General features: G+C 44.8%; 17 protein-coding genes and 2 pseudogenes. 1 reads left to right on the top strand and 18 read right to left on the bottom strand.

Annotation, left to right across the window (positions count from 1 at the left end; all coding sequences use genetic code 11):
* The 4 genes and pseudogenes from EJP82_RS26130 to EJP82_RS26115 form a co-directional block, all read right to left on the bottom strand.
* Positions 1-3113: beta strand repeat-containing protein (locus EJP82_RS26130; protein WP_211350314.1), on the bottom strand; the 3113-nt coding region annotated here is incomplete at its 3' end.
* A gap of 243 nt (positions 3114-3356) precedes the next feature.
* Positions 3357-4547 (bottom strand): annotated as a pseudogene (locus tag EJP82_RS26125) (alanyl-tRNA editing protein).
* 141 nt (positions 4548-4688) lie between these two features.
* A complete protein-coding gene (locus tag EJP82_RS26120; protein ID WP_127195005.1) occupies positions 4689-5816 on the bottom strand; it encodes an acyltransferase family protein in 1128 nt (375 codons plus the stop codon).
* Positions 5817-5843: 27 nt separating this feature from the next.
* On the bottom strand, positions 5844-6788 hold the full coding sequence (locus EJP82_RS26115; RefSeq protein ID WP_127195004.1) for an NAD-dependent epimerase/dehydratase family protein: 945 nt from the start codon (positions 6786-6788) through the stop codon (positions 5844-5846).
* A gap of 101 nt (positions 6789-6889) precedes the next feature.
* Between EJP82_RS26115 and EJP82_RS26110 the strand changes: the two genes are divergently transcribed.
* Positions 6890-8536 carry a glycosyl hydrolase family 28-related protein gene (locus tag EJP82_RS26110; RefSeq protein ID WP_127195003.1) on the top strand — a complete coding sequence of 549 codons (1647 nt, stop codon included), beginning with the start codon at positions 6890-6892 and terminating at the stop codon, positions 8534-8536.
* Between the two features lie 20 nt (positions 8537-8556).
* Here EJP82_RS26110 and EJP82_RS26105 read toward each other — a convergent pair whose 3' ends face one another.
* The 14 genes and pseudogenes from EJP82_RS26105 to EJP82_RS26040 all read right to left on the bottom strand — a co-directional run bounded on the left by EJP82_RS26105 (position 8557) and on the right by EJP82_RS26040 (position 24273).
* Positions 8557-9756 carry a DegT/DnrJ/EryC1/StrS family aminotransferase gene (locus tag EJP82_RS26105; RefSeq protein WP_281278240.1) on the bottom strand — a complete coding sequence of 400 codons (1200 nt, stop codon included), beginning with the start codon at positions 9754-9756 and terminating at the stop codon, positions 8557-8559.
* Positions 9757-9813: 57 nt separating this feature from the next.
* Positions 9814-10923 carry a GNAT family N-acetyltransferase gene (locus EJP82_RS26100; protein ID WP_127195002.1) on the bottom strand — a complete coding sequence of 370 codons (1110 nt, stop codon included), beginning with the start codon at positions 10921-10923 and terminating at the stop codon, positions 9814-9816.
* The gene (locus EJP82_RS26095) at positions 10916-11749 is read right to left on the bottom strand and encodes a GNAT family N-acetyltransferase (protein ID WP_127195001.1); all 834 of its coding nucleotides are present in this window, start codon (positions 11747-11749) and stop codon (positions 10916-10918) included. Before EJP82_RS26095 ends, EJP82_RS26100 begins: the two co-directional genes overlap by 8 nt.
* On the bottom strand, positions 11746-12372 hold the full coding sequence (locus EJP82_RS26090; protein ID WP_127195010.1) for a sugar transferase: 627 nt from the start codon (positions 12370-12372) through the stop codon (positions 11746-11748). The genes EJP82_RS26095 and EJP82_RS26090 overlap by 4 nt, the downstream gene beginning before the upstream one ends.
* A 24-nt stretch (positions 12373-12396) precedes the next feature.
* A complete protein-coding gene (locus tag EJP82_RS28580) occupies positions 12397-13533 on the bottom strand; it encodes an LCP family protein (protein WP_246054442.1) in 1137 nt (378 codons plus the stop codon).
* Positions 13534-13536: 3 nt separating this feature from the next.
* Complete coding sequence (locus EJP82_RS26080) at positions 13537-15489, bottom strand: polysaccharide biosynthesis protein (protein WP_246054441.1); 1953 nt, start codon at positions 15487-15489, stop codon at positions 13537-13539.
* Between the two features lie 26 nt (positions 15490-15515).
* On the bottom strand, positions 15516-16754 hold the full coding sequence (locus EJP82_RS26075) for a glycosyltransferase family 4 protein (protein WP_127195000.1): 1239 nt from the start codon (positions 16752-16754) through the stop codon (positions 15516-15518).
* On the bottom strand, positions 16738-18087 hold the full coding sequence (locus EJP82_RS26070; protein WP_127194999.1) for an O-antigen ligase family protein: 1350 nt from the start codon (positions 18085-18087) through the stop codon (positions 16738-16740). The genes EJP82_RS26075 and EJP82_RS26070 overlap by 17 nt, the downstream gene beginning before the upstream one ends.
* 33 nt (positions 18088-18120) lie before the next feature.
* Positions 18121-19356, bottom strand: coding sequence for an oligosaccharide flippase family protein (locus tag EJP82_RS26065; RefSeq protein ID WP_127194998.1), 1236 nt, complete (start codon positions 19354-19356; stop codon positions 18121-18123).
* A gap of 6 nt (positions 19357-19362) precedes the next feature.
* Entirely contained in the window at positions 19363-20070 is a 708-nt protein-coding gene (locus tag EJP82_RS26060) for a CpsD/CapB family tyrosine-protein kinase (protein ID WP_127194997.1), read from the bottom strand.
* The gene (locus EJP82_RS26055; RefSeq protein ID WP_127194996.1) at positions 20018-20776 is read right to left on the bottom strand and encodes a YveK family protein; all 759 of its coding nucleotides are present in this window, start codon (positions 20774-20776) and stop codon (positions 20018-20020) included. Before EJP82_RS26055 ends, EJP82_RS26060 begins: the two co-directional genes overlap by 53 nt.
* A gap of 224 nt (positions 20777-21000) precedes the next feature.
* Positions 21001-21858: a DNA alkylation repair protein gene (locus EJP82_RS26050; RefSeq protein ID WP_246054440.1), complete on the bottom strand. Its 858-nt coding sequence runs from the start codon at positions 21856-21858 to the stop codon at positions 21001-21003.
* Between the two features lie 291 nt (positions 21859-22149).
* Positions 22150-22832: pseudogene (locus EJP82_RS26045) on the bottom strand (Crp/Fnr family transcriptional regulator).
* Between the two features lie 148 nt (positions 22833-22980).
* Positions 22981-24273, bottom strand: a complete 1293-nt coding sequence (locus EJP82_RS26040) for an MFS transporter (protein WP_127195006.1) — start codon at positions 24271-24273, stop codon at positions 22981-22983.
* Positions 24274-24552 lie beyond the last annotated feature (279 nt).

Raw genomic sequence — 24552 nt, 5'->3', positions numbered from 1 at the left:
TCGCCCGTTGCTCCAGTTTCACCTGTTGCTCCAGTTTCACCTGCTGCTCCAGTTCCTCCTGTTGCTCCAGTTTCACCTGTTGCTCCTGTGTCACCTGTTGCTCCTGTGTCGCCCGTTGCTCCAGTTCCACCTATCGCCCCTGTATCACCCGTTGCACCAGTTTCACCTGTTGCTCCTGTATCGCCCGTTGCTCCAGTTTCACCTGTTGCTCCAGTTTCTCCTGTTTCACCTGTTGCTCCAGTATCGCCTGTTGCACCAGTTTCACCTGTTGCTCCAGTTCCACCTGTTGCTCCAGTTCCACCTGTTGCTCCTGTGTCGCCCGTAGCTCCTGTTCCACCTGTCGGCCCTGTATCACCCGTTGCACCAGTTTCACCTGTTGCTCCTGTGTCACCCGTTGCACCAGTTTCACCTGTTGCTCCAGTGTCGCCCGTTGCACCAGTTTCACCTGTTGCTCCAGTTTCACCTGCTGCTCCAGTTCCTCCTGTTGCTCCAGTTTCACCTGTTGCTCCTGTGTCACCTGTTGCTCCTGTGTCGCCCGTTGCTCCAGTTCCACCTATCGCCCCTGTATCACCCGTTGCACCAGTTTCACCTGTTGCTCCTGTATCGCCCGTTGCTCCAGTTTCACCTGTTGCTCCAGTTGCTCCTGTATCACCTGTTGCTCCAGTATCGCCTGTTGCACCAGTTTCACCTGTTGCTCCAGTTCCACCTGTTGCTCCAGTTCCACCTGTTGCTCCTGTGTCGCCCGTAGCTCCTGTTCCACCTGTCGGCCCTGTATCACCCGTTGCACCAGTTTCACCTGTTGCTCCTGTGTCGCCCGTAGCTCCTGTTCCACCTGTCGGCCCTGTATCACCCGTTGCACCAGTTTCACCTGTTGCTCCTGTGTCACCCGTTGCACCAGTTTCACCTGTTGCTCCAGTGTCGCCCGTTGCACCAGTTTCACCTGTTGCTCCAGTTTCACCTGTTGCTCCAGTTTCACCTGTTGCTCCTGTGTCGCCCGTAGGTCCTGTTGGACCGGTTACACCTGGGTCTCCTGTTGCCCCAGTCTCTCCTAACAGTTGAATCGGTGTCCCAATCTTAGTTACAAAACCACTACCTGGTAGCCCAGGCAATGATGTCTGAAAGGCCCCTGGTGTTATTGGAAAATTGAGTGAAGTGGTAGATCCAGTAACATATAAGTTAAAATTACTATCTACCGCGATCCCAAGCCCTTCTTCAACACCAGTACCACCTAAGTAGGTAGAATATACAAGAGCATTTCCCGCAGTATTAAATAGCGTAATGAAAACATCTCTAACCCCCAGTAGCCCGGTTTGTATTGCGCCAACTGAGAGTGGATAATCACTCGACTCTGTATTACCAGTTAAATACGCATTACCCGCAGGGTCAACTACAATAGCACGAGCCTCATCACGAGCAATACCGCCCAGATAGGTTGAGTAAACAAGACCAGTTCCTGCTGGATTCAATTTCGATACCATAGCATCGCCAGCACCACCATACGGTTGAATTTGACCTTCAACCGGATAATTAGCCGAATCAGTAAATCCCGCTATATAAGCGTTACCCGCCGCATCAATCCCAATACTATAACCTATATCTAGACCATTACCGCCCAGAAATGTCGAGTAAATTAGTGGAGCAGTAGCCGTTGCATTCAATTTCGTTACAAAAGCATCTCCACTTCCACCATAAGTTGTTTGAACAGATCCAGCTACCATAGGAAAATCGGTAGAAGTTGTACTACCTGTTACGTAGGCGTTACCCAATGCATCAACCGCAATACCCTGCCCCACATCAGAAACAGTTCCTCCCAAATAAGTGGAATAGACCAACGGAGCTGTACCCGTTGCATTTAATTTAGTTACAAAAGCATTGGTAGCACCTGGTCCTCCAAGTGTGCCTTGAAATATACCAGCTGTAACCGGGTAATTCCCCGATGTTGTTGATCCCGTTACGTAAGCATTACCCGAAGCGTCAATCGCGATACCATATCCTATATCAACTGTATCTCCGCCCAAGTAAGTAGAATAGAGGGCCAAAGTACCTGTTGCATTCAATTTAGTTACAAAGGCATTAGTCGCGCCTACGCCTCCAAGTGAAATTTGAAATGCTCCTACTGTAGTAGGAAAATCATTCGAGTTGGTATAACCCGTCACGTAAGCATTACCCGAAGTGTCAACCGTGATTCCTTGACCAACATCAGTACCACTACCCCCCAGATAGGTGGAATAGATGGGTGCTCTACCTGTTGAATTCATTTTAGTTATAAAAACATCGGAATCGCCACCAAAGATCGTCTGATATGCCCCACTAGTGGTTGGGAAACTACCCGCAGTAAAACCCGTCACGTAAGCATTACCCGCAGTATCAACCGCAATCCCTTGACCTGCATCAGGACCAACACTACCACCTAAGAAAGTGGAATACATCAATATGGGGTCAATGACCAGAACATAATCTGGGTTATAATCCTGCCCCATTTCGAAACCATAAACCTGATCTCCTTGATCGGTTTCCTTCAATACAAATCGGCTTTCAACGAAAACCTTCTTCCCGTTAATTTCCTGATAACTTACGGGTTGCTTCTCGGTCCAGACACCAAGTGAGGTATGAACAAGAAGGTCCCCTTCCTCATTCAAAGATAAGTAATCCGAACCATGATAAGTGAGTTGAACATCATTTACCTTGGCATGAGGTTGAAGTATCACATCATATTTTAGCTTTCCTTCACCCTCGTAGAATACCAAATCAACGCCTGACCATAATTCTCGATATACGACCTCTTGATAAGTAGAAAGACCCGTATGCCATTTTGTCGGATCATTCCCGATTAGGAAGTTAACTTTCTCTGATCCTTTAACACGGCCCTCCAGTTTAACTTCTGGGTTTGCATTTGGAAACTGTAAGAAAAGTGACTGTTCAACATTTTCTTGGCGTGAATTATCTCTAAAGAAAAATGCCGCCTCGTTTGGAGTGAAATAAACTCCATAGCCTAATCTTTTCGTGTAGTATCTAATATTCGCTTGAGTCTGACCGCAATTCTCTACAAAAGTCAAAGGAATCTTCCCGTAACTGTCCATGACTTTGCGCTGCTGAGCGTCAATTGCTGACATCGATTTCCTCCCATTTCTTGGATAATATGGTTTACAAGGTCTGGTTATTAGACAGGTTTGTTGCAATATATGCCTATACCCTAGTCCAAGATTGGACGAATGACATCTGTAAAGCGCCTAAATTTAGACGTATGTCCACTTTTTTTTAGCTCTTCCCCCATAGCAAAAAGCCGCAACACACTAAATTCATGTGATTGCGACTTTTTTAGGGAAAACCTAGTGAAATGAGAATAATCTACCCAATTAAGAGTTTACGATAGATTTGAAGTTCTGTGATTGTCTAGTAAAATCATAAAAAGCAAAAGCATCCTCCCAGGTTGGGAATCCCGCCTGCGCCAACTTATCGCTGCCTCAACCTTTTCCATTATAAGAACCCAGGTTTGCCTTGAAATATGCACCACAGGATGGGTCAAAACTACCGTTATGCGCCAAAACAACCTTGTTCTCCACAGCGGTAGCAAGTAACACTGGAAGATTACTTTCTGTAGTTAGTTTAGTCGCCAGGTTTTGCAAATCTTTTAGTGACTTATCCTCAAAAATATGGGCAAGTAGATGGCCCTCCCGATTGGATAACAACTCTTGTATCACATAACCATCGTACTTCTCCTTAAGCGAATTTAACTCCGCCTGAAGTAACTTCTGCTCATTCTCCCACTTCTCAATCCGGTCGATAATCTCATCTTTACCCGTATTGAATTTGACGGACAATGCCCCCAAAATTCGTTGATTATCATTAAATTCTTCTAAAGCACGGTATCCGCACTTGAAGTAAATCCGCGTGTTCCCCTTTTGCTTGTCTGCTTTCAGTAGCTTGATCATGCCGATTTCACCCGTTGAAGCGACATGCGTCCCTCCACAAGCGTTGTATTCTACATCTTTAATTTCGACAATCCGGATATTTTCCGTCACTTTTGGCTGCTTAACTAGCTGTAATTGTGCCAATTCATCCTCTGCAACAAAATAACTAAGGATGTTGTGGTTCAGATAAATTTGTCGGTTCACTTCATTTTCGATCCGTGACAATTGATCAGCGCCTAGCTCTGGTTGGTTCACATCGATAGTGGCATAATCCGTGCCTAGATGAAAACTTAAGGTCGTGGCCTGATAGAGATCCTCGCACACTGCCGATAGTAGATGCTGTCCGCTATGGTGCTGCATATGATCGAACCTTCTAGTCCAATTGATCTCACAGTTCACCTTTGTCTCTTCGGGTAGACGTCCCAGCTTATGTAAAACTTCGTCTCCTTCGCTGATCACATCAAGCACAGAGATTCCATTAATAAATCCTTCATCAGAGGGTTGTCCACCGCCATCAGGATAAAAAGCCGTCTCTTCCAGAATGACATAATACCCGTCTTCTTTTTCTATGGTTTTGCTAATGCTTGTCTGCCATTCGGTCAAATAGGCGGAATCGTAATATAGTTTTTTGGTCATAAGTATCTTCCTTCCCCACAGTTGATCTTAATGCATCGTATCCCATATCGGGGTGCCAATCAATATTTTCAGCAGAAAAAAGCCGTCAAACACTTGATACCTCGTGTTTAACGACTCTTTTAGTTGCGCAGTGTCCCCATACTATATCGTAGGCTGATTCGGTTGCCCGATGCTAGTAGTTGTCGGCGTTTCCGGTGCTTTTGGCTTCTTACGATTCATCCCAATCCCAACACGTCCAACTACAAACGCCCCACCTGGGATACGATTTGCAATGTTCATTAAGATCGCTGAACCTATCACACATAAGATAAATTGCAGCAGCACACTGAACAGCCCTAGGTTTTGCAGCCCAAACGAGGAAGGAAGTTTGACAAACATCGCCAGTAACAATGGATGAAGCAAATAAATACCGAAGGAATACCTACTGCTCCACTCCAACACACGCGGTACTTTCCGCATCGACGAAGCGATACTGAAGAGGAATAAGATCATGCTCAATGTGAATAGAATCATATCTATTCGCTTGGAGGAATGTGCCGTAATCCAGCCTTGCCCGTTCACGAACAACACTAGCGCCCCAGTTAAAATCGGAAGCGTGTATACGGCTAATCGGTACTGTTTCAACTTTTCCCGGAACCAAGTCTCATTGCGACCTAAATAGTAAGCGACCGTAAAGTAGAAAATCCAACCTGGGGAGAATATCCAGTACATTTTATCCCAGATATATTGAGCGGCTACTGAATCTCCTGGTTGAGTAAGATTGAAAAATCCCAAGTACACTACGTTTATAAGGAACGATACAATTAACATAGTGCGTGGTGTAAATCGTTTCGCATACGTTTGAAATAAGGTATACAAAGCATAAAACTGAAAGATAACGAGGATAAAGTACCCGTGAAAATCTCCAAGTAATAGATGACGCCAGAGGTAATACCAACTAGCCTGTAGCAGCGGGATACCTTCGGTACTCGCCATATCCAGTCCTTTTAACACTGCGTATAAAGTACCGAAGAATATATAAGGTAGTAAAATATACTTGATCCGCTTCTTCCAGAATCCCGCTGGAATCCCATTAGGATAAGCAAATGACAATACAAATTGGGATATAAATACGAATACCGGTGTGCCGAATGTGAGTAATAGTCCAATTGACTCCACCCAAGGCGTATTCCCGTCGTCATAGACGCGATACAAGGCATGCAGCAGAGCAATACTTAAGCAGGCTATACTGCGCAGAACGAACATTTCCGTATTCATTTTGCGTTCCATGAAGAATGCTCCTTTCGATTGTTGCGATTAGTTACCCACTGCTTTTTTTACAGTCAATCGGGCCGCTATCGTCTTCTCTAAACCTAGGCTAAGTGCATGAGCAGGAGACCAATTCATCCATTCATGCGCTTTCGTATTGTTCAAATAACTGTGAAGAATATCCCCTGCTCGTGCCTGTTCATAGGTTGTTGGCACTTTCCAATCTGTTATGTCACCGATCATCCCGACTAGAGTATTAATCGATGTAGCTACTCCGCAACTTATGTTCATCGTCTGATTATCCACTCGTTCATCCGCCCTTGCCGCAGCTACAAATGCTTCCGCAACATCTTCAACATAGACGAAATCCCTTGTCTGTTCACCATCTCCATAGATGACAAGACCTTTGCCAATCTTCATTCGGTCTAGAAAAACCGAGACGACACCGGCCTCCCCATGTGAACTTTGCCTAGGTCCATATACGTTAGCTAGCCGAAGAATCGTATATTTAAGCCCATGCATTCTAGCGAACTGCCGAATATAAGACTCAGGTACACTTTTGGAAACACCATAGCAAGATTCAGGTTTCAAGGGATGTATTTCATCAATGCTCAAATATTCTGGGTTACCATATACGGCAGCTGACGAGGCGTATACGATCTTGTGGACGTGATGGGTCACGCACAAACGTAATACATTTAATGTGCCAAAAATATTCACGTTAGCATCGAATAAAGGATTCCTCTGTGATTCACTTACGTCGATCTGCGCAGCTAGATGTATAACCACATCCGGCTTCTCCCTGGCAAAAACAGCGTCAAGCGACTCATCCTGAATATCGTATATATATAGTTTCGCTGATGGATTCGTATAGAACGAGCCGGAGGCACCCGACAAATTATCAACGATTACAGTCTCAATCTCATCCCTTATCAGCCGGTCAACCACATGGGATCCAATAAAACCAGAGCCTCCAGTTACTAATACCTTCAAATTTAAAACTCCTTTCGACCTATTAGAGTGGTGTTTGTACCACACATCTTCTGCTAGATTGACATAAACTACTACATCACAGAATGAAGGAGTGAAAGCATATGGCAACTTCCCCAATCCCAGACGGTTCGGTGACATCGTCAATCATTGCTGACGGCGCAGTCACATCTATTAAATTGGACCCTGAGACAAACGGTTATGTGAATGTCCGATCGTTCGGTGCCAAAGGAAATGGTACCCAAGACGATACAGTAGCGATTCAAAATGCAATCAATGCCGGAAACGCTAGCCGCAAAGTTGTAATCTTCCCACCCGGTGTATACAAAGTCTCTTCCGGGCGCATGCGCAATCCTTCAATCTTAGACTGGTGGTGCCTTCGTATTCCAACCGGAACCAATCTAAGTTTCGAACCAGGATCCAAGTTGGTACTGGCCCCGAACCCACCATCAGACACTCGTGTTCTCGTTATCTTCAACGCTTCCAACATCACGATATCCGGCAGCCTCGAAATAGATGGAAGTGCTTCCACTGTAAAAACGGCAGTCAATGATCAGCTTCATGGCTTGTTCATTTCGTCCGCACAAAATATAAGTATCGAATCGGTGTACGCTCATGATTGCTATGGTGACAATATCTTTGTTGGTGGAACGGAAGACAACCCATCCATCAATGTACAATTCAGCGATGTGCGCTGTGAAACGGCCGGGCGAAAAAACTTCGTCATCCATTTTGTAGACCAGCTTCATGTCAACAGAGCTGTACTAAACAACAGCCGCGGTGGAGCTCCTGGCTTTAATGGAGCCAACTCGCTTGATCTAGAGCCTGACGAGTTCAGAGGAAGCCGTAGTTTTTATCAGCGTTTCGACTCATTAACCACTACTGGTTATGGTAATGATTTATCGGCTGGATTAACCGATGCGATTGCAAGGCTCTGGACACTCGACATCGGTTCACTCGATATGCGTGTAGGTGGTACAGTGAGCCCTGCACTATTGTCTTATGGACTAACACTGAAGATTAGCCACTTGACTATCAGTTCTACAGACCATAAGGCGAATTACGGACTGCAGACGATCTATTCGCAATTTATCGATATTGCAAGTGCAAGGTTCGATGGCATCGGAGGACCTGCGATCCACGCAGCATTCAATGCAGCCGGCGGTAAACCAAGGTTGCGTATCGGCTCACTAGCCATGTACGGATCCGGCTCTACTCTGGCTAGCGGGGCACGGATGGACGGCGGTGATCTTTATGTTGGGACAATCGATGCCCAGGACTTGATGGGTAGTGCCATACACGTTTTCGCTACGCAATCCGATACGATGGTAACCGTCGACAATATGAACATCCGTAACAGTGGAACCAATCAGGTTGTATTAGTCACTTCTTATGGTGCAGCTAAACCCTTTTTGCACCTTAATAATGTGGCCGTGTTCGATACTCGAGCCGTAAAGGTAAAACGCATTCTGGAATTCGAAACGTTATCGGCCATGCAAGGAACATCTCTTGGCACTATTTACAATCCGTATTCGCTAACGGAATGGTTCGCCACTTACGGCAACTTCAAACGGGCTCTTCGTCTTACTGGAGGTACACTACTTCCTGCTCTATTCATGGTAGAAGGTTCTCCTGAAGGAGTCATTACCGCTCCTGTCGGCAGTCTGGCTATGCGAACAGATGGCGCAGCGCAGACCGCCTTGTATGTGAAGGAGAGCGGCACGGGCGCAACCGGATGGAAGGCCAAATAATATACAAGACAAAATCTCTTCTAACTATTCAGAACAGTTCTTCCGTTCTGAATGCATGTCTCTATCGTATCTACTACGCGTCCCAGGTCTTCGTCGGATAAAGAACTCCCAGAAGGAAGGCATATGCCATTTGAGAATAATTGATCGGCCACGCTATATTCCTTCAAGTATGGATAATAGGTAGAGTTCGCAAACAAAGGCTGCCGATGTAGTGGTTTCCATACGGGTCTAGCTTCGATATTGTTATGTTCCAGACTTGCTAAGAGTTGATTGGCATTGACTCCAGCGACCTCTTCATCGATCGTTAACGCACTTAACCAGCGAGTACTACGGCAATTCGGCGCTTCTGGCATGAATTGAAGACCTGGAATAGATGCCAAACGATCCATATACGTCTGACTAATTTGTCTGCGTCTCTCAACTCGCTCTTCTAGTAACTCTAATTGGCCGCGGCCTATAGCGGCCAATAAATTACTGAGTCGATAGTTGTAACCCATTTCGGAGTGTTGGTAGTGTGGTGCTGTGTCTCGGGCTTGTGTAGACCAGAAGCGTGCCTGTTCTAATGCATCTGTATCATCCGATACGAGCATCCCCCCACCTGAGGTCGTAATGATCTTATTACCATTAAACGAATAGATACCAAATTTGCCCCAAGTACCGCTAGCTTTTCCATGGTAGAAAGCACCTAGTGATTCTGCAGCATCTTCGATCAGAGTAATACCATAATGATTGGCAATCTCGACAATGGGCTCCATATCTGCACTCTGCCCATATAAATTGACGACGATAGCTGCTTTAGGTAAACGTCCTTTATAAGCCCACTCTCGGCAAGCCCGCTGGAACGCTCGTGGGCACATGTTCCATGTCTCCGGCTCCGAGTCTATGAATACGGGCGTGGCCCCCAAATATAGAATAGGATTGGCGCTTGCTACAAATGTGAGCGTCGAACAAATCACGTAATCTCCTTGCGAGACGCCAGCCAAACGCAGTGCGAGATGAATCGCGGCAGTTCCAGAGCTTAAAGCAAGTGCACCCTTCGAACCCGTGTAGGCGGCCATCTCCCTTTCGAAAGCGTCGACTTGTGGTCCAATCGGAGCAATCCAACCAGATTGAAATGCTTCTTCAACATAGGTCTGCTCACGTCCGCTAATATGCGGAGGTGATAATAAAATTCGTGGTTGCATGACTGTTGGCTTAATGCTCTGTTGACGAATACTCATGGATAACTCCCCTCTCCATCTGGACATATTGTCCAGATGGATACATATCATTTCTATTTATTTAAGAGCATGATCCATGATGTTGTATTCCAATAAATTCGGGTGTCGATATAACGGGAAGTAATTTCCCTCCTGTCGGTTGTTGTATCGAGATAATATGTCATCATATAGTTCAGGAAAGATTATTCGCTTGCCTAGGTAATAATCAAGTGGTTCGAGCTGAGTTGCGAACCCTTGTTTGAACTGATATAGGTTATCGTTTCCTGTATATCCCCCACCAAGATGGAAACGTTCAAAACTGTTCTCCATCCCCCACATCGCTGCTGCGTGGATAAGCAACTTAGTTGGTGACCACTGCAGATAGGCTCGATCCCAGCCACACAAATGATAATGCATCCATGGATGCTCATGGATCACAATACAAGCGGCTACCGTTTTCTCCCCGTCCATAGCCTCGAATAGTTCTATGCGACTCTCTAGCAGCCTACTTGTCTCCGAGATAAAGTTCTGGGGGAAATAATAAAAGGAATCTGCTTGTAAATCTTCTAGCGTTCCATAATATAATTCGCTGAACCGCTCGATCCGACTGCTCAGATCCTCCCTTCGAATGGTAAGCGGCGATGACTTCATTTTGCGAATATTTCTCTTATGATTGCTACAATAGTTCTGAATAAGCTCTGACTCCGAACCAACCGTCAAGTCCATATAAACTGTATTCCGAATCAACTCCGTCTTTAACCCGCATTGGTATTCGGAGGCATTTCCTATCATTGGATGGAACCTTACAAACTCAGTCATGATCCGCTTCTCAATGCAGTATTTCTTGAACACTTCGTCAAATTGTCGGTACAACTCCGTCCGTTCAGTTCCCGGAGCCAGATTTGATATCGGTCCTCCATATCCATAAGGAGTGCTTATATCGTACCAGTCACCTTCCAATCCCAGATCGATTACAACTGGAAGATGCCCAATGGATCGAAGTAAGTAAGGATACATAATGAGCTGATCCTCCTGCTTATATACAAATAGCTCTGCACTCTGATTATCCTCGTCCTCAAACAACCGAAAATAAGCAGAAGAAAAATAGATATCCTTTTCGTACATCTGATCATAATAGGTATCCCATTCCTCAGAGCTAGAGCTATCCAGCACGATGAAACTACTCATACATCACCTCTTGATTCTCCAAAATTTTGATCATCCGAATGCTTTCACTGCTTAAAGTGAGTCGCGGATCTTTCTCACGCAAATATACATCCGGTGACAGTAAAAGCATCTTTCTTGTCGGATCAAGGTCGATTAACACATCCGTCAGATGATAACACCCATCCCACTCCCCGCTTGGAACTTGGATGCGAAAATACTGATCGCCAAGACGACCCACTACGGACGTCTTTTGTTTCGTTCTAATCCTAAAAGAAGAAAAACCGTACTTTATATGGTGTGCTTCAGCCATTGGATAATCATCAATGATATAGTCAAGCTCATCATTACTCTCCGGAAGAGTTATGTCATCCTTCACCTCTTCTGTAGCATCTTGTGATTGAACCAAATCCCCCTCGTACCAATATGTACGACCTTCTTCCGCGAAACCAATCCGCAGATACCAAGCATGGGCCTGTTCATTCCATGAGAACACATCCAAAGCCAACATCTTTATGCCTTCCTTCCGAGCTAACTCCTCGCCGTACGCCATGAGTTGCCCTCCGATGCCATCTTTACGATAAGCTGCATCAACGTTCAAGTTATTTAGAACTAACATCTGTTCCATTCTTCGCCATTCAGCGAATCCTATGAGATGATCTCCAGAATAGGCACCGATCAGTAATGTCGTTGAATGGCTCCCACATTTACAGGCCGCTTGAAGGTATGCGGCATATCCAGTACAAGCAAATATCGTTTGTTTGTATACCTGCTCGGGCAGGTAACTACGCAGGAGCCGGCATGCATGGTAAATATCTTCTTCAAGCAGTGGTCTAAACTGCACATTCATGCCGATCCCTCCTTTTTATATTGCCTATACGTATCCAAGGGTTGACTATGCTGACCTGGATTAGCTACAACATCATCTTGGCGAATCACTTTCAGAACTGTCTTAAATAAGATCATCATATCCAGCCGGAAACTTAAATTCTCAACATAGGTAATGTCGTACATCAGCCGCTCTTTCCATGACAAAAGATTGCGCCCAGATACTTGTGCGAGTCCGGTAATACCCGGTCTTACAGTGAATCGTAATCTCTCTTGCTCTGAATAATATGGGCTGTAACGGACAAGCAAAGGCCTTGGGCCAATCAAGCTCATTTCTCCCTTGATTACATTCACCAATTGCGGCAATTCATCTAAACTCAGCTTCCTGATTACCCCACCAAATTTGACATAGCGCCGATCATCCGGTAGCAGTTGCCCCTGCGCATCGTACAGTTCAGCCATGGTTCGGAACTTGTAGATGTAAAAGGGTTTCTCCCCTCGTCCTGGACGCTGCTGTTTGAACAAGATAGGGCTACCCAGCTTCAACCGAATCAATAGCGCAACTACAGCCATGACTGGACTTAACAGACATAACAGTACGGTCGCTCCCACAATATCGCAGCCTCGTTTCATATAGCGATACATGTTCGTCATCCTCCCGCCCTTCTTTTAATCCGTGAATAGACGTTCCTTAAGAGACTTTACCTCTTCGGGATCAGCGCTCCAGTAATACACCTTACTTCCGACCAACGGGTCTAGACCGAAGCTGTTTTTACCGGGAATTTGTTCGTATGTGAAATCATCGGATCCTATGCCTTTGAACAGCCAAGCGAGGCTGATCAAGTCACTGTCACTGAAACTTGTATCAATAATGTCCTTCTTCTCTTTCAGTAATAAACCAGCCAAGTCAGGAAGGTGCTCAGGCTTTAATAGCTGATCCGCCACGGCTCGAACGATGTTGAATTGCTCTCGCTGACGACTGAAGTCCCCATCTGGAGTTGAATACCTTGCCCTAGCTAGGTAGAGTGCATGCTCACCATCTAGATGCTGTTCACCCTTCTTGATTGTGATCTCCGGGGTAATCACTACATCCTGATCGATTACCATATTAACCCCACCGATCGTATCGATGAAATCACGTACACCGGAGAAGTTTGTCTTGATGTAATGATGTATGGGGATGTTCATAAAGTCACTGACAGCCTGGATAAGTGTAAGCGTCCCTTGCTTGTTACCACCTTTCAACTCACCCACAATATGAGCATGATTGATCTTGGTGTAACCGACCTTTTCTACATAGACTCGTGTATCTCTAGGCACAGAGACGATATTTACCTTCCGCTGATCTGGCATGACATGCGCAACCATAATCGTGTCTGCACGCGAGCTTTCACCACCCCAGGTATCGGTTCCAATCAAGACTATATTAAATGACAAGGTTTCTTTAGCCGCACCGGTTTGTGTTGTTTCAGGTGCTGAAGTAGCTGGTAGAAGTGCTTCTCCGTTCGAACTAGAAAGACCATTCGATGCACTCACTGACTGCTGTTCTTCCTCAGGCAACGAAGAAGCTTGTGAACTAGGGATCGTCAGGGGGTTAAGTACGGCCTTCTGGAATCGATGTTCAGGATGTAACACTCCCCAGATCCATATTCCACCAATTACTATTAAAATTAGAGAACCTAGCAGAGTGAATCTTCCGATCCGTCTCATGATTAATCGTTTACCTGTAATCTCCTTGCCCTGCTTACCCCGTAGTCTTCGTACCCATGCTCCACTTATTGACCTTAGTGACCCCATTGACTTCATTGCTCATATCCCCGCGTGAGCTTCGGCTTTGACCCGTTCAATCTCATGAGTTACCACCTGTGGTTCTTCCTGGAAGCCTGAATAACTCGGAATAAGCTGTTTTAATAGCTTTTTGATCTGATAACTGTTTGGCACAAAATCATACCTCTTGCACAAGTTCTCCAGAACACCGAGGACTAAATTCAGTTCGGATCTAGAAACATTTTGAGGGCGGCTGATCATAATACGATAGTTCTTAGTGACGATTAAACCTTCCTCTTCCGTCAAAAGCTCCTCGTATAGCTTCTCTCCTGGACGTATTCCAGTGACCACGATAGGAATATCCTTCTCAGGTTCTAAGCCTGATAAGCGGATTAAATCCCTAGCTAGATCATATATACGGACAGGTTTACCCATATCCAGCACAAATACTTCACCGCCTTGTGCCAGCACGCTCGCCTGAATAACTAGCTGAACCGCTTCGGGGATTGTCATGAAATATCGCACCATGTCCATGTGCGTAACAGTAACTGGTCCGCCATTCTCGATTTGTCTTTTAAATAAAGGGATGACGCTACCTCTGCTACCGAGCACATTACCAAAACGCACGGCTGCGAATGCAGTCTTACTGAAATTATTCTGGTCATTAATGATCATTTCCGCCGCTCGCTTCGTTGCCCCCATAACACTGGTTGGATTAACTGCTTTATCCGAGGAGATGAGGATGAAGCGTTTGACGCCATATTTATCACTCGCTTCAGCTACGTTCCTCGTTCCGATCACATTATTCTTGATCGCTTCCACTGGGTTCATCTCCATGAGGGGAACATGCTTGTGCGCAGCGGCATGATATACAATCGAAGGCCGGAAAGTTTGAAATACACTTTCGATTCGCGACACATCTTGAATATCAGCGATAATTGGATGAATTACCTGATCCGGATATAGCCGGCGCAGTTCTTGTTCAATGAGATAAATACTGTTCTCACCATGTCCTAACAGCAGCATTTCCTTTGGACGATACACGGCCAACTGTCGACACAGCTCCGAACCGATAGAGCCACCTGCACCTGTGATAAGAATGGTCTCACATTCCAAATTCTCGCGAATTTCCTCATTATTAATCTCTACTGGTGCTCTACCAAGTAGATCATTCACAGACACTTCACGGATCATATTGACTGCTAGTTTTCCATCTAAAATATCCGTCATACTAGGCAGTATCTTGATCTGCGCATTGGTAGATTTGCAGATCTCGATAATATCTAGGATGGAGCTTTGAGAGGCTGTCGGAAGTGCAATAATAATGAATGCAATGTCTAACTGTTTGACAGCTTCGGGTATAAAGCTACGGTTACCCACAATAGGCAACCCCATAATTTCAAGCTTTTGTTTGGCCGGATCATCATCAATGAACGCGACCGGGTTCATAAACTTGAACCTGGAAGACTTGATATCTTTGGTGACAAGGATCCCTGCTTTACCCGCCCCTACGATGAGAAGATTGCCTTCGAATGAGTCTTTTGTTCCCGATGACGATGGCACGAGTCCATCATTCAAGAGGCGACTGACTATCCGCAATCCCGTTACCCCTAGAAATACATATCCCGCTGCAGAATAAATAGAAATTGGCAGTCGGTAAGAATGGACGAGTAAATGCGCAGACAAATTGACCACAATAACTCCGACGAAGGTTAGGGCGCTCACTTTTAGAAGCTGCAATATCTCTCCCATACCGGTATACCGCCACATGCTGTTATAAGCTTTGAATCCAAAGGAGCAGGCCGCATGCACCACAATGTGAATTAATATCGCACACGGAAGCATCCGTATGTACAGCTGGGGGATTTGAAAATCAAAACGAAGCAAAAATACAAGCCACACTGAAGCCGCTACAATCCCCGCATCCAACAACACCAACCGTACGAGCCGCATTCTCATCATCACTTCTTTCGCCCTTATTAACTGAATGTTCACACACTCCCTGTACTTTCTTATGTCAATCAACTATCCCCTGAAATGGCAGTGAGCATTTCGGTCGAATCCACCTTATCTCCTTGCTCATTCAGTGCTTCCGTATAAATCAAATCCATGTCTCGAAGCACCGCCGGTAGACCGTAACGAACGATTCTCACCTTGTTCGCTTCTCCCATGGCGGTGGCCAAAGCTGAATCATCTCGCAATTGAAGTAATGCCTTCGCAGTTGCAGGTACATCGTTAACTGGGACCAAAATTCCTGTCGACTCATGATCAATCAAATCGCGTATCCCGCGAATATTCGTACCGATCACTGGTTTACCTGCTGCCATCGCCTCCATAACTGCTCGAGGTAGTCCCTCACGATATGACACGAGCGCAGCGGCATCACACTCTCTAAGCAGATCTGGAATATCTCGTCGGTACCCAAGTATATGCACTCGGTCCGCAACGCCAAGCCGATTCGATAGTTCCTCTAATGAAGTCTCAGAAGGACCCACACCAGCTAATACCAGATGAATGTTACTTGCACCTTCGCCCAACTGACCCAGAGCTTCAATTAACTGCTTTTGGTTCTTGTTGGCGTTCAACTCAGCAACACACAGCACGACAAACGTAGATTCTTCTTCATCGCTCTCTGGCAGATCGAATAACTGGCAACGCCGCGCTCTCTTCTCCTCATTGGATACGTGGAATTCCTCATGGTTACCGTATACTTTGAGATCGATCCCAACACCACAAACGTAGGTAGCTTTATTCCGAACTGGGAACTTGAGCGCACGCTCAAAATCTTCGTTATTTATTGTGATTAGCACATCCGTGAACCGTGCCATCAAACGTTCAAAAGGATAATAAAGCATCCAGTTCAAGAGGGGTGCTCCTTTGAAAAAATGGAAGCCATGCGCTGTATATAAGGTGTAAGGTACGTGGGCCCGACGAGCTGCGATTCTGCCAAGAATCGATGCGACAGGCGTATGCACATGAATGAATCTGAAACCTTCTTTACGGAAGCTTTCTGTTAAGATCCCAAGCGCTTTACAGTTCTGAACCTGCAAAGGGCTACGTTGGATTGGCACGTCATGGCACACGATTCCGCTCTGCTCCAGCCGTTGTCTTGCTTCCCCAGGCTGTGCATATGCATGTACTTCGCAACCCTTTTGCTGCAACAAGTCCATGTAAGGAAGATGGAAGTTAACAAAATGCCCATAAATGGAGGCGACGAATGCTACTTTAACTGGCTCAATGATTTCAGATGGAATACTCACGAGGCTCTGCTTGCTGAGTTTGCTGAGCTTGCTCCGTTTCTCGGTTTTCTTGGGTTTGCTGTCGTCGCCTTCTCCCTGTTGATCGTTCAATTCCTTGGGTTTGATACCGAATCTCTCCTTTCAGTTTAGAATCCGTTAACTTTATACATGCTGCGTTCATAGCCATCATGAACCACCAGTAACGCTGAAATAATGCTTCGATGCCCATCGAGAGTCCAATCATTGCTGCATGTGATAGCAGCAATGCCAAAATTACCGGTCGGTGAATAGCATCAGCCGCACGGTATGAGCGGAGACCGACAATGAAGAACCAAACCATGAAACCGCCGTAAACTAGTAAGCCGACTAATCCGAATTCTGTCATAAACCAAAGCGGCGTGTTATGAATGATAATGCGCAATTCATAGTTATAAGATCCGAGTCCAATCCCTAACAAAGGGCTTTGTGCGATCCAATCTAGCGCCTTCCCAATGATGTCGAGACGCGATTGAATCTGTGAAGGTCGGCTGGACATCGAGCCAAGCACATCCAGATAAGCTGTACCTTTGTACAGCAGTAACGCTACAAACGCTGCAATAAACCCCATGCCAATCTTGATTAATCTGGAAGGATTACTCAGCAATAATGTAAGTAATACCAGGATTAAACCAATCCATGACGAACGAGAAAAAGTCATCATAATGCCACCTGACAAAGTTATCGTAGCTACTATGCTTACCCATCCTCGAAGAAGCTTCACTCCGCTACCACTTGTCATGATATGAATAGCGAATGCCGTTACGAGTAGTCCTCCGTATGCATTCGGATCAATCAACATGCCAGACAACCGTCCGTCTTGCACCATAAACGGGACCTTCACTCCACTGAAAAAAGCAAACAGGGCCACGGCATTTAGCCATAATACACTCAGTAGAAATACCCGCAGCATCTTATATAACCGATCCCAACTGTCTACTGCCTGAGTGAGCATGATATATGTCAGCAACAGGAGTATAAATCCTATATCCTTTTGTAACAGGGCATATTGTGTAATGAACCCATTGCGCCAGATGGATACGAATGAGGCAAGGACAAAGATAAACAGCATCCCCCAATGCCATGAGCTGAATTGCCTCCGGTCCAATTTGAGGTGAAAACCTGCAGCGAACAAACCTAACATTAAAAAGAGGTCCGACGGTGCGAGTCGGAATGCTCCTCCGAAATCAAATTGAGTGGGAAGAAATATGATGTAACCCATGACCGCAAACAGAAATAACTTGCTCATGGTGTAGGGGGGGTGCAATGTTTCTTTTTTAATGGAAGTTCTCTTCCCTACAACTGATAAAGACGACATACTAGCCCCTACTTTCCTATGGGGAACCGACCACTATGCGGCCACTTCCCGTTGTACCTGTTTTCTTGCTTGGCCGATCACATGAGATAACACGACCACGCTCCCAATCATCTGTACAAATAATCCCAAGCTGGCCCCCATCGCAGCACCTATTACCCCGTATGCAGGTACGAGTAGAAGACAGGCTATCCCATTCGTCACCGCTGTGCATAGAAACAAAGGGATTTGCGCTTTGTAATTCCCCGTGGCTGTAATGGCGTACCACAAGTAAGAAGAAACAAACACCAACAAAGTCGAGACGAGCAACCACCGAAACAACCCTATTTCTTGCGCAACGTCAGTACTATATAGCAGGGTTAGCAGTTGCTTGCCGAACATCCAACCGATCACACATGCTATCGCACTCATCCCTAAACCCATAGCGATCATCCGACTGAGTAAAGAGACAAATTCCTTGTGCCTCCCAGCGGAGTGCCAACGGGCAAGGCGTGGTGTTATGGCTTCTCCTAGTGCGGTTACAACAACATTGCAGGCAACGATCATGTAGGATAATGAAGCGTATACCCCTAAGTCGTACTCCCCTTTAAAATAAGAAATTGCGTACATCGGAATATTCGTATTTAGCGACATCAACGCGAGCACAATACCTAGTGGCGAGCTGACGATCAACAACTGCCGTAGTGTGCTTTTGTTAAAGATGGGTACGAGCGAAGTGAACGCTCTCGCTTTGCGGGCATCATAAAAGGTAGTAATACCGAGCCATCCGAGTATCATCACAAATAATGAGAGAATGAGACTCTGCGTAGGGATGAATACCACCGTGAAAATTAGTATGGAGAACAAGCCTTTAGCAGCTCTTGAGATCGAGATTTGATCTAGCCGCTCCTGCTTTTGAACGATTCCTAGTAAAATATCGCTGACCGATTCAACGATCCTATACAGGCTGATGAAGAAAATTACCAATGCTGTTTTCCAGTCAAAGCCACTTATTATGCAGAAGCCTGCTGCGACTGTGAAGGCAATTGCCGTCGTCACAAGCCTGAGGCCAAAAAAATCTCCGAAAACGTATTTCCCAGATGTATCAACGATCAATACAGATCGCAAGTGTAGATGAGACAGCATAAAGATGGGCGCAGTCACCGCTAACCCAAGCGAATACTGCCCAACGATTTCCGGTGATCCGAATTTATTGAGCAATATCACAATGACGAACTGTGCGCCTGCGTAAGTGATATTCCCAAACAAGTAACGAAGAGAAGCTAATGACATATCGTGTCAACCTATTCCTGAGGAAGAAGCCCAAACCGCAAAATCTTCGCCGCGGATCTTTTGGCGTTTGTTGTTCTTTCCATGATTCAATACCGCTCCAAGTAAATGCGCTCCTTGTTGCTCAAGTAGCTGTTTCGCAGCAATAGCGTGTTTTTGCAGTACTTTCCCGGATTTCACAACAAGCAACACACCTTCGGTCATTCTAGCCAAAGTCAGTACGTCCGAGAATGGCATTAATACAGACGAGGAATCAATGACGATCGTGTCCCATCGCTCACTCAGTTCCGCAAATAATTCCTTCATTCCCTCGGATCCGAGTAATTCTGCCGGATTGGGTGAGACGGGACCTGATGTCAGTACAGAAAGTCCTTGGACATCCTGTATAGAATAAATGCATTCTTCCAACCGGGTTTGATCTACCAAAATACTGCTGAGTCCAACCCAGTTCGTTAAATTGAATGCCTTATGCACGGTTGGCGAGCGTAGATCCCCATCGATCAGCAACACCGTCCTTCCCGTTTCCGCCATCGCAATAGCCAGATTCATGGCGACTGTTGACTTCCCTTCCTCTGGGAGTGAACTTGTAACCAATATGGACCGGATTTCTCCACCAACACGGGTATAGCGGATATTCGACCTTATAGACCGGAACAGGTCTGCATTAGCTGATTTCGGTTGTTCCAGGCAATACAATCTTGGCGCTTTCTTCTTCATATATGCTGACTCCTTCAACTGATTTGGATTTCGGCTTAGCCCGCCGTTTACGAAGCTTCAATTTACCCACCGTTCCCAGAAGAGGAAGCTGCAAATCAAGCTGAATGTCTTTAGCGCTGTTCACGGTTTTGTCCATCAATTCACGAAGGATGGATATCCCGATTCCGGCAATCAGAGCTAATCCGAACGCCACGACCAAATTGAAGATTGGCTTAGGTGAAATCGCCTCGGTAGGAACTTTAGCTCGGTCAAGAAACACAACATTCTCTACCCCCATAATCGATTGGATATTTTCATTGAAGGCCTCACCAAAGGTATTGGCGATATCGGTTGCCCGCTTCGCGTTTGAATCCGTCACTACTACGGTCGTCAACAGGGACTCGCTATTGGTCCTTGTCTTGACATGTTCGAGCAGTTTTTCCGGTGTCATCTCTAGTTGAAGCCTTCTGACGACCTCTTCCGCAATCCTGCTACTTCGGATGATCTCCCCATAGGTTGTAACCAGCTTTTGTCCCGCCATAATGTCATTGATAGCTTTCTGCTGCCTGTCCCCTTGAATAAGAATTGAAGCTGTCGCCTCATATTTCGGCTTCATAACATAGTAGCTAACCACACTGGCGAGTCCCATTGCAGCAATACATAAAACAATAATGAACAATAACCTACGTTTCACTAGTTTCATAATGCTGCCTAGTTCGAATTCCATCGATTCATTTCTCCTAACTAATTGATGTATTGCTATCCTCTTCAAAAAGATTATTATTGTATATTCATATTCTCTTCTTTCAAAGATATGCCCATTTGCGCTGTGATTTTTAAGAGACCTGACATTTTGATAGGACAACTCTTCTTTCTTTATCAAGGCCCAACACAAATAGGCCACCCTACCAATAAGAAATAATTGGTAGGGTGGCCTGTACGATCTAGCCTTTAATTCTTTTTTGATATACTTCTCTTCGCCCTGATCACGATTCGCTTCGTTTCTATTGTATCCGAAGTCACCAACCACTCATCACAAATCTGTAGCACCCAATCAGGATTAGTTTTACTTACATCATTTAACCAATTTCCCACAGAGTCCTGAACGTATTTGGCCGGATCGGATTTGACTATTTCTAGAAGTGAGCGTCCCAAATCGGGATTCTCTTTTAACTCCGTAATATGTTTAGCCCAAACGCCTTGTGGGCGTGTTGATTCGATGGCAAATCTCCTGATATTTGCATCCTCATCACTTACCCAAGCGATTAATATCGCTATCGATTTCTTTAATTCCTTGGAGATCGATTCCCTCAGCGCCATCCAGGCAATCTCCCGCACACCAAAATGCGAATCTGCAGCAAATGGACTAATGCTTATCAATTTCTTTTCTAAACTTACGCCTTGACCTAGTCCGATGATATAAGCAGCCCAACAGCGAACACTGTCTGAAAGATGGGTAGACAGCGTATCGTAGATTCGTGAACTTTCCTCTTCTGATTTAAGAGCCATCAGATTGAGCCATTCTGCTGCTATTGCAGGTATTATTTTCATAGTCTTCTTTTCGTTTGACTCATTCAGCCTTTGTAATATTGGCTCAGACTCTTGCTGTTGCATGCCGAGTTCATTAAAAACGGTTTGTAGCAGGACTATATGATCAACAGCCAACCATTCTGTTAAGTTCACCGTTTGTAGCTGCCCCTTCTGGAGTAAATTGACCACTTCATCCGGAATATCACTTATCTTTCGAGCACCTTTTCGCTGTGACAGTGCCTCGCCATACAGAATACCCTGTTCCTGTTCATACTCCATAGATCTCTTCCTTCGCTTGTATGATAACCTGAATGAACTTACAATTTTCGTAAGTTTGCATGAGCCAACCTAGATAGCTGTACTTGATGTGGCATGAAAGTAATACTGTGTGGATAAATTAACAGGAATTTCTCAAGTTAATATGCATGTGAAATCGACAGTCGAACTCAGTTACCATGAATGTTACAAGACGAACTTTCTGTAGTCTGGCACTGATTATGGTTTTGAGCCCTATGTATACGATACTTTTACTTTCATTAGAAAGATGTAATGTGGCTTACAACTAACCAACTAAGTTATATTCCTTTCCAGGAGTTTTTCTCGATGGATGGAGATTGTTTTAAATCCTGTCTTAATGACTCCTTCTTTCACAAGTTCATGTAACGCGACAGTTATGGCTTCTCTAGTTGCTCCAACTAAATTAGCAATCTCTTGATGCGTAAGTGGGAAATCGATCCTCTGATACTCATCATCACTCTCAAGCCCAAACTGATCATACAGTTGAAAAAGTGCATGTAAAATTTTATCGTGTAGATTTCCTAAGGCTAGATTTTGCGTTAATTGATTCATACTAATAATTCGATCACTCAATACTTTTAATAAAGTCATCATAAATCGAGGTCGTTGAATTAAAAAAGTTCAAATCTATCTTTATTCATCAGACAAATATCGCTTTCTTCTATCGTTTCAATATAACTATCCCGCGTACCGAATGAGATAATATTCATTTCGCCAAATACATTTCCCTCGTTAAGTATATCTGAAGTAAATTGCTTACCTTCGGCATTTAGCTTGTACAGGCGCACCTTCCCTTTTTTCACAAAATAAAGCCCCTCAGAAAAAGTTTCAGGTGTTTGTATAATTGTATGTTTCGGAATAGTGGTAATCGAAGTTAGTTGATCCATTTCTATCAAATCTTCCATGGATAGTGAATGAAGAAGATTGAATTGTGACAAGTATTGAATTTTATCCATTTGTCCTCCTTTTATCTACAAGCCTGATTACTTCATTATACATTGCATAAAAATGAGCCATTAGAATTACTTCTAAGGCCCATTTCGTATTTAGGGAGACCACTGTGCTTCCCTTAAGTTATGTTCAAAATCTCTGCATGACCGCCACTCACTTTGCCTCTTTGAGTATTCGACGACCAAATGTCAACGCTACAATCAGCATAACGAACCCTACAACCGTCTGGAAACCAAACTGCTGAACCCAGTCCGGGAGGACCTTCATTAATTTAAATAATTGCCCACCAATCATCGGCCCAAAGAAAGTTGCCACACCTGTGATCGCAGCAAACATCGCTATAAACATAGGTCGTTCACTCTTCGGAGTATCCCCGATTGTAAAATTGAATACTAATTGATTAAAGCCCCCCGCGCCAATTCCAAACAAGATATGTGAAAGAAACAATACAGGAAGAACGGGAATGAACGATAAGAGTCCCCACGCGAGGCAAGAGCCAGCTATGATCGGCAATGTCCAGAAGAGTAATGTTCTATTGCTGTATTTAGCATTCAGGTTCCCCCATACATACAAACTCGACATCATGGAGAATGTCTGAACAACAGTTAATAATGAGACGGTCTGATAATTAATATGTAATAAATCGAGCATGACATAAGAGAATAACGGTACAACTAACGTCTGCAAAAATAACCATGAGGCAAGAAAAATAGTAGAATTTATAAATGATTTATCCCGAAACGTTTTCTTTATCATCGGCATGATCCGGTTCTCTGTCGATTTCTCGAAGGGGATATCCGGATAGAAGCAGAACGTAACAATATTCATAATCCCAAAAAACCATGCTAGGATATACAGGATTAAGAACCCTGTACTCTCAGGATAACTATCTAATAGTTTACCTCCGGCAAAAATCGCAATGCTTCCCAAAGCGCTTGTAATCGTGTTACGGATCCCAAAATATTTCCCTCTAACCCCCGCAGGTACTATATCGCCTAATAGCGAAGTCCACAGTACATTGATCACGGTATTCGACAAGAATGCAGAAGCATACAAAACAATAAAAACAGGTACCCACCATTCTTTACTCAATACAAAAGGAATAAGTCCTGTGGCACCCCATAGCGTCCTTTGAAGCGCGATAAATATTACAAGTGTCCATTTACGAGCCTGTAATTTCTGAACCAGAAATGCGATGAAAATTTGCACAATGTTGAACAAGGTTGTAATCGAAAGGACAAAACCTATGACACTTGAGTCTGCACCTAAATACAACAAATACCCAGTGAGAAAGGGGCCTCCAAGTAGCGCCTGAAAAAGAGATGTAGAGATCCCTTCTGTGGTTGCGATGTACAAATTTTTGCGTTGAGACGAAAGTTTTCGTCTACCCTTATGAGCAGTAATAATCTGGATGCACTCCTTTGGAAATCTATCTGTAGTCCCCATTTTACTCATAGGTAGTTATATGTCAATGTTATTTGAAATCCTTTTGAAATCCTTTTGAAATCCTTTTGAAAACACCATCAGAATGAAATGTCTCGGTCACCGCTTTCTTGAATGGGCGGAGTGTGATTTGCACAAAACGTCTCGTTTTATTGCCCTGGGCCATCTGCCTGGAGACAGCGTTTGAACATATTGAGCAGTTATCCCTTCTCACCGAAAGCCTCTATCGTTAACGGAACTAGCTATATAGCCCCCTAATCCAATTGGACACTCCAATCCACC

Origin of the sequence: Paenibacillus anaericanus, from assembly GCF_003994475.1 — a bacterium.
In the GTDB taxonomy this organism is placed as follows: Bacteria; Bacillota; Bacilli; order Paenibacillales; family Paenibacillaceae; genus Fontibacillus; species Fontibacillus anaericanus.
Note: the sequence above shows the minus strand (reverse complement) of the source record. Positions and strands in the feature narration are given on the sequence as shown.

What these genes read in the sequence shown, in the direction of transcription:
- EJP82_RS26090 (WP_127195010.1), bottom strand. Translation starts at nt 12,372, where the DNA reads ATGTATCGCTATATGAAACGAGGCTGCGATATTGTGGGAGCGACCGTA.
- EJP82_RS26095 (WP_127195001.1), bottom strand. Translation starts at nt 11,749, where the DNA reads ATGAATGTGCAGTTTAGACCACTGCTTGAAGAAGATATTTACCATGCA.
- EJP82_RS26120 (WP_127195005.1), bottom strand. Translation starts at nt 5,816, where the DNA reads ATGGAACGCAAAATGAATACGGAAATGTTCGTTCTGCGCAGTATAGCC.
- EJP82_RS26050 (WP_246054440.1), bottom strand. Translation starts at nt 21,858, where the DNA reads ATGGAGTATGAACAGGAACAGGGTATTCTGTATGGCGAGGCACTGTCA.
- EJP82_RS28580 (WP_246054442.1), bottom strand. Translation starts at nt 13,533, where the DNA reads ATGAAGTCAATGGGGTCACTAAGGTCAATAAGTGGAGCATGGGTACGA.
- EJP82_RS26040 (WP_127195006.1), bottom strand. Translation starts at nt 24,273, where the DNA reads ATGGGGACTACAGATAGATTTCCAAAGGAGTGCATCCAGATTATTACT.
- EJP82_RS26105 (WP_281278240.1), bottom strand. Translation starts at nt 9,756, where the DNA reads ATGAGTATTCGTCAACAGAGCATTAAGCCAACAGTCATGCAACCACGA.
- EJP82_RS26065 (WP_127194998.1), bottom strand. Translation starts at nt 19,356, where the DNA reads ATGTCATTAGCTTCTCTTCGTTACTTGTTTGGGAATATCACTTACGCA.
- EJP82_RS26055 (WP_127194996.1), bottom strand. Translation starts at nt 20,776, where the DNA reads ATGGAATTCGAACTAGGCAGCATTATGAAACTAGTGAAACGTAGGTTA.
- EJP82_RS26060 (WP_127194997.1), bottom strand. Translation starts at nt 20,070, where the DNA reads ATGAAGAAGAAAGCGCCAAGATTGTATTGCCTGGAACAACCGAAATCA.
- EJP82_RS26100 (WP_127195002.1), bottom strand. Translation starts at nt 10,923, where the DNA reads ATGAGTAGTTTCATCGTGCTGGATAGCTCTAGCTCTGAGGAATGGGAT.
- EJP82_RS26070 (WP_127194999.1), bottom strand. Translation starts at nt 18,087, where the DNA reads ATGTCGTCTTTATCAGTTGTAGGGAAGAGAACTTCCATTAAAAAAGAA.
- EJP82_RS26110 (WP_127195003.1), top strand. Translation starts at nt 6,890, where the DNA reads ATGGCAACTTCCCCAATCCCAGACGGTTCGGTGACATCGTCAATCATT.